The organism is Streptomyces sp. NPDC014995, from assembly GCF_043080745.1.
In the GTDB taxonomy this organism is placed as follows: Bacteria; Actinomycetota; Actinomycetes; order Streptomycetales; family Streptomycetaceae; genus Streptomyces.
This window is the reverse complement of the sequence record NZ_JBIBVX010000008.1, coordinates 1-16,024: the sequence shown is the minus strand read 5'-3', so window position 1 is coordinate 16,024 and position 16,024 is coordinate 1. Positions and strand designations below refer to the sequence as shown.

Genomic DNA, 16,024 nt, shown 5'->3' with positions numbered 1-16,024 from the left:
TTCGCAGCTTCCGCATTCGCCGTCCCGAGGGTGCGGGACCGGATGCCTCACCCCGGGTGCGGCGCGGCGCCCGCCCGCGTGGCCCGTGGCCTCACGTGCGGTACAGCGCGTCGACCTCGTCGGCGTAGGCGTTCTCGATCGCCTTGCGTTTCAGCTTCAGCGACGGGGTGAGCAGGCCGTGTTCCTCGGTGAAGGGCTGGGCGAGGATACGGAAGGTGCGGATCGACTCCGCCTGCGAGACGAGCGTGTTCGCGGCGACCACGGCCCGGCGCACCTCCGTCTCAAGATCGGGGTCGCGCACCAGTTCGGCCGGGGTCATCCGCTGTTTTCCACGCATCTGCAGCCAGTGCTCGACGGCCTCCTGGTCGAGGGTGACCAGCGCGGCGACGAACGGCCGGTCGTTACCGACGACGACGCACTGGTTCACCAGTGGGTGGTCCCGGACGCGTTCCTCCAGCAGGCCGGGCGAAACGCTTTTGCCGCTGGAGGTGACGAGGATCTCCTTCTTGCGGCCGGTGATGGTGAGGTAGCCGTCCTCGTCGAGGGAACCGAGGTCGCCGGTGGCGAGCCAGCCGTCGTGCAGCGTCTCGTCGGTGGCCTTGGGGTTGTTGAGGTAGCCCTGGAAGACGTTGTCGCCGCGCAGCCAGATCTCGCCGTCGTCCGCGATGTGCACGGTCGTGCCCGGGATGGGCAGGCCGACGGTGCCGTAGCGGGTGCGGCCGGGCGGGTTCGCGGTCGCGGCCGCCGTCGACTCCGTCAGCCCGTAGCCCTCGTAGATCTGCACCCCGGCGCCGGCGAAGAACAGGCCGAGCCTGCGGTCCATCGCCGAGCCGCCGGACATGGCGTGCCGCACCCGGCCGCCCATCGCGGCGCGCACCTTGGAGTAGACGAGCTTGTCGAACAGCTGGTGCTGCACGCGCAGCCCCGCCGAGGGGCCCGGCCCGGTGCCCCAGGCCTTCGCCTCCACCGCCTCCGCGTAGTTCACGGCCACCTCGACGGCCTTCTCGAACGGCCCCGCCCTGCCCTCCCGCTCGGCCTTGCGGCGGGCGGCGTTGAAGACCTTCTCGAAGATGTACGGCACGGCCAGGAAGAACGTCGGCCGGAACGCGGCCAGGTCGGGCAGCAGGGCGGCCGCCTGCAACTGGGGCTGGTGACCGAAGCGGACCTTGCCGCGGATCGCGGCGATCTGCACCATCCGCCCGAAGACGTGCGCGAGCGGCAGGAACAGCAGCGTCGCCGCCTCGTCGCCCTTCCTGGAGTGGAACACCGGCTCCCAGCGCTCGATGACGGTGTCCGCCTCGAACATGAAGTTGCCGTGCGAGATGAGGCAGCCCTTGGGCCGGCCGGTCGTCCCGGAGGTGTAGATGATCGTGGCGACCGAGTCGGGGGTGACCGCCTCCCGGTGCCGGTGCACCACGTCGTCCTCGAGGGAGGCGCCCGCGTCGTACAGCTCCTGCACGCAGCCCGCGTCCAGCTGCCACAGGCGCCGCAACTGGGGGAGGCGGTCGATGACGGTGGCGATCGTCATCGCGTGGTCCTCGTGCTCCACGACGGCGGCCGTGACCTCCGCGTCGTACAGCATCCAGAAGCACTGTTCGGCCGAGGAGGTCGGGTAGACGGGGACCACCTGGGCGCCGATGGTCCACAGGGCGAAGTCGAAGAGGGTCCACTCGTAGCGGGTGCGGGACATGACCGCGACGCGGTCCCCGAAGCGGACGCCCTGGGCGAGCAGGCCCTTGGCGAGGGCGAGGACCTCGTCGCGGAACTCGGCGGAGGTCACGTCCCGCCACTCGCCCCCCTCGTCCTTGCGGCCGAGCGCGACGTACCGGGGGTCGTCCTGGGCGTACTGGAAGACGACGTCGGCCAGTCCGCCCACCGGCGGTGCCAACGCCAACGGAGGGTTGGTGAACTCGCGCAAACCCCGCACCCCGCTTCTCAAGGCCCCACAGCGCCGTGAAAGCTACCCCACGCCCGGGCGGGGCGGGAGGGGGCCGGAAAGCGAGCGATGCTCTCGTCTGGGCTGGTCAGGGTCGGAAAATGGGCGCACATGCGGAAGGGTCGGACAGAAAACTGACGATTGAGTAAGTTTCGGTGCCGTAATCTCCACCGAATCCGCCCCACCCACTCACGCGGCCGGGTCCCCCGGGCACGCGGCCCACTGCCGGCGGGCGGGCCGGCCGCGCGTTCTCGGCCTCTCCACGGACAGCGCCACAGCCGCGGAATCCGTTACGGCAACGCGGACGTACCCGGCGTACGTGCCCGGCAGCGCCCCGGCGCCACCGCAGGCCGGCGCGGGCGGGGAGGCCCGGACAGCCGCGTGGTCAGGACTGTACCGAAGATCGCGAAGACCGCGGTACCGCCCTGGCGCCGGCCGGCGGGAGCAACCGGGAGCCGACACCCACCGCCACCGCACCGGCCAGCCGCACCGGCCAGCCGTGCCGGCCAGCCGCGCCGGCCACCCGTGCCGGCCAGCCGCGCCGGCCACCCGTGCCGTCCGGTCCCAGCCTGCGTCCGGCGCCGCCCGGCGGCGCCGAGCCGGCGGCTCACCCACCCGGGCCCGGACCACCGGCCCCGGCCGGCGCGGTGGGGCGCGGGCGCGTCCCCCGCCGGTGCAGCCGGTCGCCGCCCGCCAGGATCGCCGCCGCCAGCGCGTCCGCCGCGCCCTGCGCGGACGTACGGCGCCGCCCGTGCACCAGGACGAAGTCCACCCGGCCCGGTTCCGGCAGACCCCACCGGTCGGGGACACGGACCAGACCGGGCGGGATCAGCCCGCGCGAGTGCGCCATCACGCCCAGGCCCGCGCGGGCCGCCGCGACGAGCCCGCTCAGGCTGCCGCTCGTGCACACGATCCGCCACGCCCGCCCCTGCCGCTCCAGCGCCTCCAGGGCGAGCGCCCGGGTGATGCCGGGCGGCGGGTAGACGATGAGGGGGACCGGACGGTCGGGGTCGGGGCGCAGCCGTTCCGCGCCGATCCACACCAGCTCGTCGTGCCAGACCAGCTCACCGCGCGGATCCTCCGGGCGCCGCTTGGCCAGCACCAGGTCCAGTTTCCCGGCCGCCAGCTGTTCGTGCAGCGTCCCGGACAGCTCCACCGTCAGCTCCAGATCGACCTCGGGATGGTCGTGCCGGAAACCCTCCAGGATCTCCGGCAGCCGGGTCAGCACGAAGTCCTCCGAGGCGCCGAACCGCAGCCGGCCGCGCAGCCGGGTGCCCGTGAAGAACGCCGTGGCCTGCTCGTGCACCTCCAGGATCCGGCGCGCGAAACCGAGCATCGCCTCGCCGTCCTCGGTCAGCTCCACCGAGTGCGTGTCCCGCGAGAACAGCGTCCGCCCGGCCGCGTCCTCCAGACGCCGTACGTGCTGACTGACCGTGGACTGCCGCAGCCCGAGCCGCCGGGCGGCCTGGGTGAAGCTGAGCGTCTGGGCCACCGCCAGGAAGGTCCGCAGGTGGGAAGGGTCGTACATACCGGCCACCGTACCCGGCTATCGCCGCTCGTGATGACAGTCAGAGCGGTATGACGGATTCCCGATCACGGGGGTGAGGAGGACGATGGAGGGGGCCCTGCGGGGCCCGCGCACCGTGAACGACGCACGAGGCGCACAGAGCGAAAGACGCACCCGAAGAGCAAGTGGAGCACCGTGAAACGCCTGCGTTGGCCCGGCTGGATGCCGATCGACCCCTACATCCTGCTGCTGCTCGGGACGGTGGGCGTCGCCGCCCTCCTGCCGGCGCGCGGCGACGCCGCCGACGTGGCCTCCGGCACCTCCACCGCCGCGATCGCCTTCCTCTTCTTCCTCTACGGCGCCCGCCTGTCCACCCGTGAGGCGCTGGACGGACTGAAGCACTGGCGCCTGCACGTCACCGTCCTCGCCTCCACCTTCGTGATCTTCCCCCTGCTGGGGCTGGCCGCCCGCGGCCTCGTCCCGGTGTTCCTCACCGACCCGCTCTACCAGGGACTGCTGTTCCTCACCCTCGTCCCCTCCACCATCCAGTCGTCGATCGCCTTCACCTCGATAGCCCGTGGCAACGTGCCCGCCGCGATCTGCGCCGGCTCCTTCTCCTCCCTCGTCGGCATCGTCGTCACCCCGCTGCTCGCGGCCACCCTCCTCGGCAGCACCGGCGGCGGCTTCTCCGCGGACTCCCTCGTCGAGATCGTGCTGCAACTCCTCGTGCCGTTCGTCGCCGGACAGGTGCTGCGCCGCTGGATCGGCGGCTTCGTCACCCGCCACAAGAAGACCCTCGGTCACGTCGACCGCGGCTCCATCCTCCTCGTCGTCTACACCGCGTTCAGCGAAGGCATGGTCCAGGGCATCTGGCACCAGGTCAGCCCCGTCCGGCTCGCCGGACTACTGGTCGTGGAGGCGGTGCTGCTCGCCGTGATGCTGGCGCTGACCTGGTACGGAGCCAAGGCGCTGCGCTTCGGCCGCGAGGACCGGATCGCGATCCAGTTCGCCGGCTCCAAGAAGTCCCTCGCCGCCGGACTGCCCATGGCGAGCGTCCTGTTCGGCGCGCACGCCTCCCTGGCGGTGCTGCCGCTGATGCTCTTCCACCAGATGCAGCTCATGGTGTGCGCGGTCATCGCCAAACGCCGCTCGCGCGACCCGCGACCGGAACCCGTCACCGCGCCGGCGCCCACCGCATCATCACGGACCGCGGTCGACACGGGACCTCCCTCGCGCTGAGCCCGGCCGCCGCGGTCACCGGATCCGGGCCGGCCGCCCGGAGGCCGTCGGGGACGCCCGCCGGGCGCCGGGCCCGACGACGCGCCGCTCACCCCGCACTCCGCCGCCGGACGCGACCGGTTCACGGATCTGTCGATCCGGATTTCCGGTACGGACGGCTCACGGGGGATAACGTTCCGTCATGACCGCATCCCTCGCGCTCGACCCCGCGCGCACCGCACTCGTCCTCGTCGATCTGATGGACCGGATCGTCGCGCTGCCCCTGGAACCCCGCAAGGGCACCGACGTGCTGGCCGTCGCCGAGGAACTGGCGAACGCGTTCCGCGCGGCCGGCGCCCTCGTCGTCCTCGTCCGCGTCGAACGCCCCGGCGTCGCCGAGCAGCCGCCCGGCAGCGATCTGGCCCCCGGGCTGCCGCACGACGGCGACGTGGAGATCGTCAAGCGGACCATCGGCGGCTTCCAGGGCACCGGCCTGGACGACCGCCTGCGCCGGCACGGCGTCACCACCCTGGTCTTCGGCGGCATCGCCACCAACCTCGGCGTCGAGTCCACCGCCCGCGCCGCCGGCGACCTCGGCTACGACCTCGTCTTCGTCGAGGACGCGATGGCCGCGCTCACCGGCGCCGAGCACGAGGCGTCGGTGCGGCTCGACTTCCCCCGGCTGGGCACGGTCGTACGGGCCGGCGAGGTCCGGTTCGCGGCCGGGGGAGCGGAAGGCTGAGACGGGGCCCCTGCGGCGCAGGGGGCGCTCCCCGCCGGTCGGGGCCCCGCCGCCGTGCCGCGGGCAGCCGCCTCAGCCCCGGGCGGCCGCGGTCCGCAGGGCGATGCGGTCCTCACCCGCGTACACGTTCATGGAACTGCCCCGCAGGAAGCCCACCAGCGTCAGCCCGGTCTCCGCGGCCAGGTCCACCGCCAGCGACGACGGCGCCGAGACGGCCGCGAGCACCGGAATGCCCGCCATCACGGCCTTCTGCGCCAGTTCGAACGAGGCCCGCCCCGACACCAGCAGAATCGTGCGGGACAGGGGCAGCTCCCCGTTCTGCAGGGCACGTCCGACCAGCTTGTCGACCGCGTTGTGCCGGCCGACGTCCTCCCGGACGTCCAGCAGTTCGCCGCCCTCGGAGAACAGCGCCGCCGCGTGCAGCCCGCCGGTCCGGTCGAAGACCCGCTGGGCCGCGCGCAACCGGTCGGGAAGGCCCGCGAGCAGCTGCGGTTCCACCCGGAGGCGGGGAGAGTCGGCGATGGGCCAGCGGGCCGTCGTACGGACCGCGTCCAGGCTCGCCTTGCCGCACAGCCCGCAGGAGGACGTGGTGTAGACGTTCCGCTCGAGGGTGATGTCGGGGACCTGGACGCCGGGGGCGGTCTTCACGTCGACGACGTTGTAGGTGTTCGAGCCGTCGACGGTCGCCCCGGCGCAGTAGACGATATTCAGCAGATCGGATGCGGTGGCCAGAACACCCTCGCTGACCAGGAATCCCGCGGCCAGCGCGAAGTCGTCACCGGGCGTGCGCATGGTGATGGCGAGCGGCTTGCCGTTGAGCCGGATCTCCAGCGGCTCCTCGGCCACGAGCGTGTCCGGCCGGCTGGAGACGGCCCCGTCGCGTATGCGGAGCACCTTGCGTCGTTCGGTGACTCGTCCCATGTCGTGATCAGCCCCGGTTCTGTACGTGCTGGTAGCCGAAGCGGCCCTTGATGCAGAGGTTGCCGTGGGTCACCGGGTTGTCGTGCGGCGAGGTGACCTTCACGATCTCATTGTCCTGCACGTGGAGCGTGAGATTGCAGCCCACTCCGCAGTACGCGCACACCGTCGTCGTCCGCGTCTGCGCCGACTCGTCCCAGGTGCCCGCCGCCCGCCGGTCGAACTCCGACCGGAACGACAGCGCGCCCGTCGGACACACCTCGATGCAGTTCCCGCAGTACACGCACGCCGAGTCGGTCAGCGGCGCGTCGTGCTCGACGGCGATCCGGGCGTCGAAACCCCGCCCCACCACGGAGATCGCGAAGGTGTTCTGCCACTGGTCCCCACAGGCGTCGACGCACTTGTAGCACAGGATGCACTTGTCGTAGTCACGGACGTACAGGTCGTTGTCGATCCTGGGTTCCTCGTTCAGACGGGCCGCGTCGGGGCCGAAGCGGTCCGGCTTCGCCTCGTACTCCTTGATCCATTCCGCGGCCAGCGGTGTCGTGGACAGATCGACCGAGGACGCCAGCAGCTCGAGGACGATCCTGCGGCTGTGCCGGACGCGTTCGGTGCCGGTCCGGACCTCCATGCCGGATTCCGCCCTGCGCGAGCAGGCCGGCACGAGAGTGCGCGCCCCCTCGACCTCGACCACGCAGACACGGCAGGCGTTCTTGGGGGTGAGCGTGTCCCCCTGGCAGAGGACCGGCACGTCCTTCCCGGCCGCCCGGCACGCGTCGAGGAGGGTCGAACCCTCGGGCGCGCGGACCGGCTCCCCGTCGATGGTGAACTCCAGCAGCCTGCGGGGGATCCCCAGCGGTGTCACGGTCATTCGTACGCCCCCAAGCGGTCGATGGCGGATTCCACGGCGTTCCACGCGGTCTGCCCCAGGCCGCAGATCGAGGCGTCCCGCATCGCCCGCCCCACCTCCCTGAGCAGGGCGATGTCGTCGGCGGCCGCCGCGCCCGTGCGCTCGGCGATCCGGCGCAACGCCTCCTCCTGGCGGACGGTCCCGACCCGGCACGGCACGCACTGCCCGCACGACTCGTCACGGAAGAACTCGGCGATGCGCAGCAGGAGCCGAGGCAGCGCGACCGTGTCGTCGAAGGCCATCACGACCCCCGAGCCGAGCGTCGTGCCGGCCTCCCGCGTGCCCTCGAAGGTGAGGGGGATGTCCCTCTCGTCGGGCCGTACGAAGCCACCGGCGGCCCCGCCGAGCAGCACCGCGCGCAGCCGGTCCCGGACCCCGGCGAGGGCGAGCAGCTCGCCCAGCGTCGCCCCGAACGGCAGCTCGTACACACCGGGCCGCTCCACGCTGCCCGACACACAGAACAGCTTCGGGCCGGTGGACCTCCCGGTGCCGATCGCCGCGTATGCCGCAGACCCCATGGTCAGGATCGGCAGGACGTTGACCAGCGTCTCCACGTTGTTCTCGACCGTCGGCCTGCCGAACAGGCCCTTCTCCACCGGGAACGGCGGCTTCGAGCGGGGTTCGCCCCGGTAGCCCTCGATCGAGTTGAACAGGGCGGTCTCCTCGCCGCAGATGTAGGCGCCCGCGCCGCGGCGTATCTCGATGTCGAAGGCGTAGCCCTGACCGAGGATGTCGTCGCCGAGCAGACCGCGGGCACGCGCCTGGTCGACGGCATATTGCATACGATGTGTGGCCCGTGGATACTCGCCGCGCAGATACAGGTAGCCCTGACGCGCACCGATCGCGTACGCGGCGATCGTCATCGCCTCGACCAGCGCGTAGGGGTCGCCCTCCATCAGCACCCGGTCCTTGAAGGTGCCCGGCTCGGACTCGTCGGCGTTGCACACCAGATAGTGCGGATGGTCGGGCTGCGACGCGGTGGCCTGCCACTTGCGTCCGGTGGGGAAGGCGGCACCGCCGCGCCCCACCAGCCCGGAGTCGGTGACCTCGCGCAGGACACCGGCGGGACCGAGCGCGAACGCGCGGCGCAGAGCGGTGTAGCCGCCGTGGGCGCGGTAGTCGTCCAGGGACGAGGGGTCCACGACACCGACGCGGCGCAGCAGGACGAGGTCGTCGCCGCCGGCCTGCGGGACCGCCGTCACCGCGGGCGGTTCCTCCGGCGCCGAGTCCGGCGCGGTCGCGGCGAGCACGGCCCCGCGTACCGTCGCCGGCGCCGACACCGCCGTACGCACCGGGTCGCCCGCCCTGATCGCGAGGGCGGCCGGAGCCCGTTCGCACAGACCGAGGCAGGGGCTGCGTTCGACGTGGACGCCGGGGCCCAGGCCGGACTCGATGCCGGCGCACAACTCCTGCGCGCCGGCCGCCGCGCACGCGAGGTCCGTGCACACGTGCAGCACGGTCGACGGGCGGGGCCCGACCGAGAACATCGCGTAGAAGGTGGCGACCCCGTACGCCTCCGCCGGCGGTACGATCAGGCGGCGGCACAGGTAGTCGAGGGCGCCCTCACTGATCCAGCCCACCCGGTCGTTGATCGCGTGCAGCCCCGGCAGCAGCAGGTCGCGGCGGTCGCGGGCCGCGCGTCCGCCGCGCGCCCACCGCAGGTCCGCGTCGGTGCGGTCGGCGCCCTCCCAGGCGGACTGCGGGGGGCCGAGCAGGGCGTCGACGGCCGCCCGTTCGTCGTCCGTCGGCTTGCTGTCGCCGAAGTGCAGGTCCACGACGTCACCTCACGTAGGTCGGGGCCGGGAGCTTCTCGATCCGGATCGCCGACGCCTTGAACTCCGCCGTCCCCGCGATCGGGCAGTTCGCCTCGATCGTCAGCCGGTTGGTGTCCACCTCGTCGGGAAAGTGCATCGTCATGAAGGCGAGCCCGGGCCGCAGCGCGGTGTCGATCCACACCGGCGCCAGCACGGATCCGCGCCGGGACGTCACCCGCACCTCCTCGCCGACCACCACGCCGAAGCGTTCGGCGTCCTCCGGGCACAGCTCGACGTACTCGCCACGCCGCAACGGGGAGGCGTAACCACCGCTCTGCACACCGGTGTTGTAGGAGTCCAGCCGCCTGCCCGTGGTCAGCCGGACCGGGTACTCCTCGTCCGTCAGGTCGACCGGCGGATCGTGCCGCACGATCCCGAACGGCGCCCGCCTGCCCCGCCGTCCCGGATCCTTCTCCCACAACCGGCCGTGCAGATAGGTGGGTTCGAGCCGCTCGGTGCTCGGACACGGCCACTGGATGCCCTGGTGCTCCTCCAGGCGCTCGTACGTCATCCCGTAGTGGTCCGGCGACACCGACCGCAGCTCGTTCCAGACGGTCTCGGCGTCGGCGTACTTCCAGTCGTGGCCGAGGCGAGCCGCCAGGTCGCACAGGATGCCGATGTCCTCGCGGGCCTCCCCGGGAGGCGTCACCGCGCGGCGCACGCGCTGAACCCGCCGCTCACTGTTGGTGGTGGTGCCCTCGGTCTCCGCCCAGCCGGCGGTCGCGGGCAGCACGACGTCCGCCAGCTCGGCCGTCTTCGTCAGGAAGATGTCCTGGACGACGAGGAAGTCCAGGGCCTTCAGGCGCCGTACGGCCTGCTCGCTGTCGGCCTCGGACTGCGCCGGGTTCTCCCCGATGCAGTAGACGGCCTTCAGCGTGCCGTCCTCCATCGCCTCGAACATCTCCGTCAGGGTCAGCCCGTAGTGCGGCTGGATGACGGTGTCCCAGGCCGACTCGAACCTCAGCCGCGCGTCCGGGTCGAGGATGTCGTGGAAGCCGGGCAGGCGGTTGGGGATGGCGCCCATGTCGCCGCCGCCCTGGACGTTGTTCTGGCCGCGCAGGGGCTGGAGCCCCGAGCCGTAGCGGCCGACGTGGCCGGTGAGCAGGGAGAGGTTGATCAGCGCGCGGACGTTGTCGGTGCCGTTGTGGTGTTCGGTGATGCCGAGGGTCCAGCACAGCTGGGCGCGCTCGGCGCGGGCGTAGGCGTGCGCCAATTCCCGTATGGCCGGGGCCGGTACGCCGGTCACCTTCTCGGCGAGCGACAGCGTCCACGGCTCGACCAGTGCCCGGTACTCCTCGAAGCCGGTGGTCGCCCGCTCGATGAACGCCTGGTTGGCGAGGCCGGCCTGGATGATCTCGCGGCCGATCGCGTGCGCCATCGGGATGTCGGTGCCGACGTTGAGGCCGAGCCAGCTCTCCGCCCACTCGGCGGTGGACGTCCGCCGCGGGTCGACTGCATACAGTCGACTGCCGTTCCTGATGCCCTTCAACACATGCTGGAAGAAGATCGGATGCGCGAAGCGGGCGTTGGAGCCCCACATCACGATGACGTCCGTGTGCTCGATCTCCTCGTACGACGACGTCCCCCCGCCGGAGCCGAAGGCGGCCGACAGGCCCGCGACGCTGGGCGCGTGACAGGTGCGGTTGCAGGAGTCGACGTTGTTGGTGCCCATGACGACCCGGGCGAACTTCTGCGCCACATAGTTCATCTCGTTCGTGGCGCGGGCGCACGAGAACATGCCGAACGCGCCGCGCGCGGCGGCCAGTCCGCGCGCCGCGCGGTCCAGCGCCTCGTCCCAGCCCGCCTGCCTGAACGGTTCGTCGCGGGAGTCGCGGACGAGCGGGTGGGTGAGCCGTGTGTAGGTCTTCGGTCCGCGTTTCCTCGTGCTTGTCATGCGGCGCTCCTCAGCGCGAGCAGGTCCGAGATGGCGTGCACGGTGCGCAGGGTGGGCACTTCCACGCCGGTGATCTCCGCCAACTCGACGACCGCCGCGAGGAGGACGTCGAGTTCGAGCGGTTTGCCGCGCTCCAGGTCCTGGAGCGTGGAGGTGCGGTGGTCGCCGACGCGCTCGGCGCCCGCGAGCCGGCGTTCGATGGAGACGCCCACCTCGCAGCCGAGGGCCTCGGCGACGGCGAGCGTCTCGCGCATCATCGTCTCGATGACCTGGCGGGTGCCGCCGTGCAGGCACATCTGCCGCATGGTGGCGCGGGCCAGCGCGCTGATCGGGTTGAAGGAGATGTTGCCGAGCAGCTTGAGCCAGATGTCGTTGCGCAGGTCGGGCTCCACCGGGCACTTCAGCCCGCCCGCCCTCATGGCCTCGCCGAACGCCAGACAGCGCGCCGACACACTGCGGTCGGGCTCGCCGATCGAGAACCGGGTGCCTTCCAAATGACGTACGAGGCCCGGTCCTTCGAGTTCGGTGGCGGCGTAGACGACACAGCCGACGGCCCGTTCGGGCGCGAGTACCGCGCTGACCGCGCCACCGGGGTCCACACTCTCGACGCGGTGGCCGTCGTGGGGGCCGCCGTGCCGGTGGAAATACCACCAGGGGATGCCGTTCTGGGCGGCGATCACCGCCGTGGTCTCGTGCAGAAGGGGCTCGATCAGCGGCCCGCACGCCGCGTACGAGTGGGCCTTCAGGCCGAGGAAGACGTAGTCGACCGGGCCGATCTCGGCCGGGTCGTCCGTGGCGTGTGCGCGGGCGGTGAAGTCGCCGCGCGGACTGATCACCCGCACCCCGTGCCGCCTCATGGCCGCGAGATGCGGTCCACGGGCGACGAGATGCACATCGGCGCCGGCGCGGTGGAGCGCGGCACCGACGTAGGCGCCGATCGCACCGGCGCCGAGGACTGCGACTTTCATGGTGAGGGAGCTCCGTTCGGTCGAGGGTACCGAGGAACTGCCGAACACTGTCGACCGGATATTGTCTACAGTATGGAGGTTGGGGCGACAAGGGTTCGCGCACGACCACCGTTGCCGGTGACTCCCGGCGACGGACGTCCACTTGACGTCGTACACGGAATCCCGCGCCCTCCGCGTGCGGCCGGCCGGCCCTCGCACGCCGCATCATGGGCGCCGCACAGGCGTCCGCGGGGAAGCCGCTGTGTCGCGCACCGCGTGAGGACCGCCCCGCCGGGGCCGCGTACTGCGCAGGCGGCGCGATCGCCCGGGTGTCCGCTCCCTCGCCCGCCCACAGTCCGATCAGCCGTCCCGGGCGGGCGTCCACCTCAGAGGATGCCCATCTCCCCTGCGCACGCGGCACGTTCTCGGTGTGGTGCGGGAAGCACGTCGGGGTGGCGGGCGTGCGCGCGGCCCGGACAGCGGCGCGGAGGCGTCCGACCGTTCGCCGCAGCCTGCATACCGCTCACCGCATACCGGCGGCCCGCCGCCTTCTCAACCCCCGTGATCCTTCCTACCGTTCCGGATTCATGAGTCCCCCTGTCGCACCCCCCGGCTGGAGCCGCTGGCTCGTCCCCCCGGCCGCCCTCTCGGTCCATCTCTCCATCGGGCAGGCCTACGCCTGGTCCGTCTTCAAACCACCGCTCGAGTCCGCCCTCGACCTCAGCGGCACCCAGAGCGCGCTGCCCTTCCAGCTCGCCATCGTCATGCTGGGTCTGTCCGCCGCGTTCGGCGGCACCCTCGTCGAGCGCAACGGGCCGCGCTGGGCGATGACCGTCGCCCTGGTCTGCTTCTCGTCCGGCTTCCTGATCTCCGCGCTCGGCGCCGCCACCGAACAGTACTGGCTGATCGTTTTCGGCTACGGCTTCGTCGGCGGCATCGGCCTCGGCATCGGATACATCTCGCCCGTGTCCACCCTGATCAAATGGTTCCCGGACCGGCCTGGCATGGCCACCGGCATCGCCATCATGGGCTTCGGCGGCGGCGCGCTCATCGCCTCGCCCTGGTCGGCGCAGATGCTGGAGTCGTTCGGCGCCGACCACTCCGGGATCGCACTCGCGTTCCTCGTCCACGGCATATCGTATGCAGTCTTCATGACGCTGGGCGTCCTCCTGGTGCGGGTGCCACGGACCGCCGAGACGGTCGCGGGCGGCGGGCCGGGCGCCGTGTCCGGTGTGCAGGTCTCGGCCCGCAGCGCGGTGCGCACCCCGCAGTTCTGGTGCCTGTGGGTCGTGCTCTGCATGAACGTCACCGCCGGCATCGGCATCCTGGAGAAGGCCGCCCCGATGATCACGGACTTCTTCGCCGACACCTCGACCCCGGTGTCCGTGACGGCCGCGGCGGGTTTCGTCGCCCTGCTGTCGGCGGCCAACATGGCGGGCCGCATCGGCTGGTCGTCGACCTCCGACCTGATCGGGCGCAAGAACATCTACCGCCTGTACCTGGGCGTCGGCGCCCTGATGTACGCGCTGATCGCCCTGGCCGGGGACTCCTCCAAACCCCTGTTCATCCTGTGCGCCCTGGTGATCCTCTCCTTCTACGGCGGCGGCTTCGCCACCATCCCCGCCTACCTCAAGGACCTGTTCGGGACCTACCAGGTCGGCGCGATCCACGGGCGGCTGCTCACCGCCTGGTCCACCGCGGGCGTCCTCGGACCGCTGATCGTGAACTGGATCGCCGACCGGCAGGAGGAGGCCGGCAAACACGGCTCGTCCCTCTACATCCTCTCCCTCTTCATCATGATCGGACTGCTCGCCGTCGGCTTCGTCGCCAACGAACTCGTCCGCCCCGTCCACACCCGCCACCACCACGTCCCCGCCCCGGAAGAGGCCGCCGATGTCGCACGACCCCAACCTCAGCAACCCGAGTCCGCCTGACCGGCGACCGCTCATCGCCTTCGCCTGGCTGTGGGTGGGGGCGCCCCTCGCCTACGGCCTCTACGAACTCGTACGGAAGGCGACGCAACTGTTCACCGGGTAGCCGGACGGCGGATGCCCGGCCCTCTGTCACACCTGCGGGGGATGGACGGATCGGGTGTCCGAGAGTTAGAGGGAAGCCGACAACCCCGGCGCCCCATTCCTGTCGCTTCACGCGCCCTCGTACCCGTGAGTCACTGATCAGACTGGTGAATCCCGCAACCCACGGCACCGAGGGGACCACCCAATGAACGGCTCGCGCATCGTCGCCGTCGGCCACTACCAGCCCGCCAAGGTACTCACCAACGAGGACCTGGCGGGCGTGGTCGACACCAGTGACGAGTGGATCAGGAGCCGGGTGGGCATCCGCACGCGCCACATCGCCGGCCCCGACGAGCCCGTGGACGAACTGGCCGCACACGCCGCCGCCAAGGCGCTCGCGACGGCCGGACTCGCCCCCGCCGACATCGACCTGGTGCTGGTCGCGACCTCCACGGCCGTCGACCGCTCACCCAACATGGCCGCCCGGGTCGCCGCCCGCCTCGGCATTCCGCGGCCCGCCGCGATGGACGTCAACGTCGTGTGCGCCGGGTTCACCCACGCGCTGGCCACCGCCGACCACACCGTGCGGGCGGGCGCCGCGAGCCGGGCACTGGTCATCGGGGCCGACAAGATGTCCGAGGTGACCGACTGGAGCGACCGCACCACCTGCGTCCTCGTCGGCGACGGAGCCGGCGCCGCCGTGGTCGAGGCCTGCCCGGCCGGCGCCGAGCCCGGCATCGCGCCCGTCCTGTGGGGATCCGTGCCCGAGATGGGGCACGCGGTGCGCATCGAGGGACAGCCGGCCCGCTTCGCACAGGAGGGGCAGAGCGTCTACCGCTGGGCCACCACCCAACTCCCGCCGCTCGCACGGCAGGCCTGCGAACGCGCCGGACTCACCCCCGCCGACCTCGCCGCCGTCGTGCTGCACCAGGCGAACCTGCGCATCATCGAACCCCTCGCGGAGAAGATCGGCGCCGTCAACGCGGTCGTCGCACGCGATGTCACCGAATCGGGGAACACCTCCGCGGCCAGCATCCCGCTCGCCTTCTCCAAGCTGGTGGAGCAGGGCGCGATCACCACCGGCGATCCGGTGCTGCTGTTCGGCTTCGGCGGCAACCTCTCGTACGCGGGCCAGGTCGTACGCTGCCCGTGAGGGGGCGGAGTGCGGTGGCCGGCCGGGCGATGTGACGCGGTCAACTGCGCCCAGGCCTGGCTACAGTGAGCCGTAGACTGTAGACGAAAGACAATCGATACTGGCTTTCCGGCTGCACGCGCCCGGCCGCTGCCCAGGAGGGGGACCGACCGATGTTGTCGACAGGACTGCCGCAGGGTGCAGTACCCAAGCTCGAACGCCCCGGCCCGCTGCGCGAGCGCGTCTACGAGGCACTGCTGGAACTCATCACCACCCGCGCCCTCCAGCCCGGCCAGCACCTCGTCGAGAGCGAACTCGCCGGCCACCTCGGCGTCTCCCGCCAGCCCGTACGCGAGGCACTGCAGCGACTGAACACCGAGGGATGGGTCGACCTGCGGCCCGCCCAGGGCGCGTTCGTGCACGAGCCCACCGAGGAGGAGGCCGACCAACTCCTCACCGTGCGCACCCTCTTGGAGGCCGAAGCGGCCCGGCTCGCCGCCGCGCACGCGGACCAGGCCGGCATCAAGGCCCTGGACGAACTGCTGGCACAGGGCATGCTCGCCGTCGCCGCAGACGACGTCGACGCGGCCGTCACCCTCAACGCCCGCTTCCACGCCAAGATCATCGAACTCGCCGGCAACGCGGTCCTCGCCGAACTGGCCGCACAGGTCGACCGCCGGGTGCGCTGGTACTACACGCCGGTCGCGCGGCAGCGTGGACAGCAGTCCTGGATCGAACACCGGGACCTCATCGCCGCCATCGCGGAAGGCGACGAGCAGCGCGCCACGCAGCTCATGCGCGAGCACACGGAGCACACGCGCCGTTCGTACCACGCGCGTCAGGGGGCGTAGCGCCGCTGGGGCGTTCCGCTGCCAAGCGCGAGCGGTGCCGTCGGCTAGGCCGTGTGTCGAAAGTGGATCTTGGGCTGTGAATGATCGCGGTCCATGGGTCGGGGAGATCTCACGGACGAGCAGTGGGCTGTGCTGGAGCC

13 protein-coding genes are annotated in these 16,024 nt (G+C 71.7%); 6 read left to right on the top strand and 7 right to left on the bottom strand.

From position 1 onward, the window contains the following. Positions 1 to 91: 91 nt before the first annotated feature. Together ACF1A1_RS17545 and ACF1A1_RS17540 are read right to left on the bottom strand one after the other, a co-directional pair. Complete coding sequence (locus ACF1A1_RS17545; RefSeq protein WP_392000751.1) at positions 92 to 1,918, bottom strand: AMP-dependent synthetase/ligase; 1,827 nt, start codon at positions 1,916 to 1,918, stop codon at positions 92 to 94. Between the two features lie 625 nt (positions 1,919 to 2,543). After that, a complete protein-coding gene (locus tag ACF1A1_RS17540) occupies positions 2,544 to 3,464 on the bottom strand; it encodes a LysR substrate-binding domain-containing protein (protein WP_392000749.1) in 921 nt (306 codons plus the stop codon). A gap of 201 nt (positions 3,465 to 3,665) precedes the next feature. Between ACF1A1_RS17540 and ACF1A1_RS17535 the strand changes: the two genes are divergently transcribed. Together ACF1A1_RS17535 and ACF1A1_RS17530 are read left to right on the top strand one after the other, a co-directional pair. Beyond that, entirely contained in the window at positions 3,666 to 4,682 is a 1,017-nt protein-coding gene (locus tag ACF1A1_RS17535) for a bile acid:sodium symporter family protein (protein ID WP_392001122.1), read from the top strand. Between the two features lie 181 nt (positions 4,683 to 4,863). Further along, positions 4,864 to 5,403, top strand: a complete 540-nt coding sequence (locus ACF1A1_RS17530; RefSeq protein WP_392000747.1) for an isochorismatase family protein — start codon at positions 4,864 to 4,866, stop codon at positions 5,401 to 5,403. A 72-nt stretch (positions 5,404 to 5,475) separates the two neighbouring features. On the opposite strand, the gene fdhD is transcribed toward ACF1A1_RS17530, so the two are convergent. Genes fdhD through ACF1A1_RS17505 form a run of 5 tightly spaced genes read right to left on the bottom strand, consistent with a single transcriptional unit; the run spans position 5,476 to position 11,907 of the window. Next, positions 5,476 to 6,324 (bottom strand): formate dehydrogenase accessory sulfurtransferase FdhD, encoded by an 849-nt coding sequence (gene fdhD / locus ACF1A1_RS17525; protein ID WP_392000746.1) that lies wholly within the window; start codon positions 6,322 to 6,324, stop codon positions 5,476 to 5,478. 7 nt (positions 6,325 to 6,331) lie between these two features. After that, positions 6,332 to 7,192, bottom strand: a complete 861-nt coding sequence (locus ACF1A1_RS17520; protein ID WP_392000745.1) for a 2Fe-2S iron-sulfur cluster-binding protein — start codon at positions 7,190 to 7,192, stop codon at positions 6,332 to 6,334. Continuing rightward, positions 7,189 to 9,006 (bottom strand): NADH-ubiquinone oxidoreductase-F iron-sulfur binding region domain-containing protein, encoded by a 1,818-nt coding sequence (locus tag ACF1A1_RS17515; RefSeq protein WP_392000744.1) that lies wholly within the window; start codon positions 9,004 to 9,006, stop codon positions 7,189 to 7,191. Before ACF1A1_RS17515 ends, ACF1A1_RS17520 begins: the two co-directional genes overlap by 4 nt. Positions 9,007 to 9,010: 4 nt before the next feature. Continuing rightward, complete coding sequence (locus tag ACF1A1_RS17510) at positions 9,011 to 10,939, bottom strand: molybdopterin oxidoreductase family protein (RefSeq protein WP_392000742.1); 1,929 nt, start codon at positions 10,937 to 10,939, stop codon at positions 9,011 to 9,013. Then, on the bottom strand, positions 10,936 to 11,907 hold the full coding sequence (locus ACF1A1_RS17505; protein WP_392000741.1) for a 2-dehydropantoate 2-reductase: 972 nt from the start codon (positions 11,905 to 11,907) through the stop codon (positions 10,936 to 10,938). The genes ACF1A1_RS17510 and ACF1A1_RS17505 overlap by 4 nt, the downstream gene beginning before the upstream one ends. A gap of 566 nt (positions 11,908 to 12,473) precedes the next feature. Between ACF1A1_RS17505 and ACF1A1_RS17500 the strand changes: the two genes are divergently transcribed. From ACF1A1_RS17500 to ACF1A1_RS17485, 4 genes are all read left to right on the top strand, one after another. Then, positions 12,474 to 13,820 (top strand): OFA family MFS transporter, encoded by a 1,347-nt coding sequence (locus tag ACF1A1_RS17500; protein WP_392000739.1) that lies wholly within the window; start codon positions 12,474 to 12,476, stop codon positions 13,818 to 13,820. Continuing rightward, entirely contained in the window at positions 13,780 to 13,923 is a 144-nt protein-coding gene (locus ACF1A1_RS17495) for a hypothetical protein (protein ID WP_392000738.1), read from the top strand. Before ACF1A1_RS17500 ends, ACF1A1_RS17495 begins: the two co-directional genes overlap by 41 nt. 183 nt (positions 13,924 to 14,106) lie before the next feature. After that, entirely contained in the window at positions 14,107 to 15,054 is a 948-nt protein-coding gene (locus ACF1A1_RS17490) for a beta-ketoacyl-ACP synthase III (protein ID WP_392000737.1), read from the top strand. A gap of 152 nt (positions 15,055 to 15,206) precedes the next feature. After that, a complete protein-coding gene (locus ACF1A1_RS17485; protein WP_392000736.1) occupies positions 15,207 to 15,884 on the top strand; it encodes a GntR family transcriptional regulator in 678 nt (225 codons plus the stop codon). The last annotated feature ends 140 nt before the right edge of the window (positions 15,885 to 16,024 follow it).